The sequence below is a fragment of the Micrococcus sp. HMSC31B01 genome (genome assembly GCF_001816085.1).
Lineage (GTDB): Bacteria > Actinomycetota > Actinomycetes > Actinomycetales > Micrococcaceae > Micrococcus > Micrococcus luteus.
In genome coordinates this window covers 1-1,514 of record NZ_KV825299.1, presented here as the reverse complement: position 1 = coordinate 1,514, position 1,514 = coordinate 1, and the positions used below count along the sequence as shown (strand labels likewise).

1 protein-coding gene is annotated in these 1,514 nt (G+C 70.1%); it reads right to left on the bottom strand.

From position 1 onward, the window contains the following. Positions 1-1,514, bottom strand: a 1,514-nt coding sequence (locus HMPREF3105_RS09875; RefSeq protein ID WP_246830369.1) for an Rne/Rng family ribonuclease, incomplete at both ends; no start/stop codon positions are given.

The window sequence follows — 1,514 nt, the reverse complement described above, 5'->3', positions numbered from 1 at the left end:
GTGGGCGTGCTCGCCCTCGCCGTTGCCCCGGCGCCGGCGACGACGGCGGCCCTCCGCCTCGCCGCGCTGCTCACCGCCGGAGCGGCCCCGCTCGACGGGGGTGTCCTTGATGATGATGCCGCGGCCGGCGCAGTGCTCGCAGGTCTCCGAGAACACCTCCACGAGCCCGGTGCCCATGCGCTTGCGCGTCATCTGGACCAGGCCGAGCGAGGTCACCTCGGCGACCTGGTGCTTCGTGCGGTCCCGGCCCAGGCACTCCACGAGACGCCGCAGCACGAGGTCGCGGTTGGCCTCGAGCACCATGTCGATGAAGTCGATGACGATGATGCCGCCGATGTCCCGCAGGCGCAGCTGCCGGACGATCTCCTCGGCGGCCTCGAGGTTGTTCTTGGTGACGGTCTCCTCGAGGTTGCCGCCGGAGCCCGTGAACTTGCCGGTGTTCACGTCCACCACGGTCATGGCCTCGGTGCGGTCGATCACGAGCGAGCCGCCGGAGGGCAGGTACACCTTGCGCTCGAGCGCCTTGTGGAGCTGCTCGTCCACGCGGTGGGTGGCGTACAGGTCCTCGCCGTCGTGGTCCTCCGGCACCCAGTGGTGCAGACGGTCCAGCAGGTGCGGGGCCACGTAGGTCACGTAGGCCTCGATGTTGTCCCACGTGGCCTCGCCCTGCACGAGCATGGCGGAGAAGTCCTCGTTGAAGACGTCGCGGACCGTCTTGATGGTCAGGTCCGGCTCGGCGTAGAGCAGCTCGGGGGCGAGCACCTTGGTGCCGGACGCCTTCTCCTGGATGCCCTCCCACTGGGCGCGCAGACGGTTGATGTCGTTCTGCAGCTCCTGCTCGGAGGTGCCCTCGGCCGCGGTGCGCACGATCACGCCGGCGTCCTGCGGCAGGTGGTCCTTGAGGATCTTCTTCAGACGCGAGCGCTCCACGTCCGGCAGCTTGCGGGAGATGCCGGTCATCGAGCCTCCCGGCACGTACACGAGGTAGCGGCCGGGCAGGGAGACCTGGCTGGTCAGACGGGCGCCCTTGTGGCCCACCGGGTCCTTGGTGACCTGGACGAGCACGGTGTCGCCGGACTTGAGCGCGTTCTCGATCTTCCTCGGCTTGCCGTCCAGCTGGGCGGCGTCCCAGTTGACCTCGCCCGCGTAGAGCACGGCGTTGCGTCCGCGGCCGATGTCCACGAACGCGGCCTCCATGGACGGCAGCACGTTCTGGACCTTGCCCAGGTACACGTTGCCGATCATCGAGTCCTGCGTGGTGTGCGAGACGAAGTGCTCGGCCAGCACGCCGTCCTCGAGCACGGCGATCTGGATGCGCTGGTCGCGCTGGCGCACCAGCATCTTGCGGTCCACGGCCTCGCGGCGGGCCAGGAACTCGGCCTCGGTGATCACGGTGCGGCGACGCCCGCCCGAGCGGGAGTCGCGGCGGCGCTGGCGCTTCGCCTCGAGCCGGGTGGAGCCCTTGACGCTCTGGACGGTGTCCGAGGCGGTGCTCACGGCCTGGCGCGGCGCGC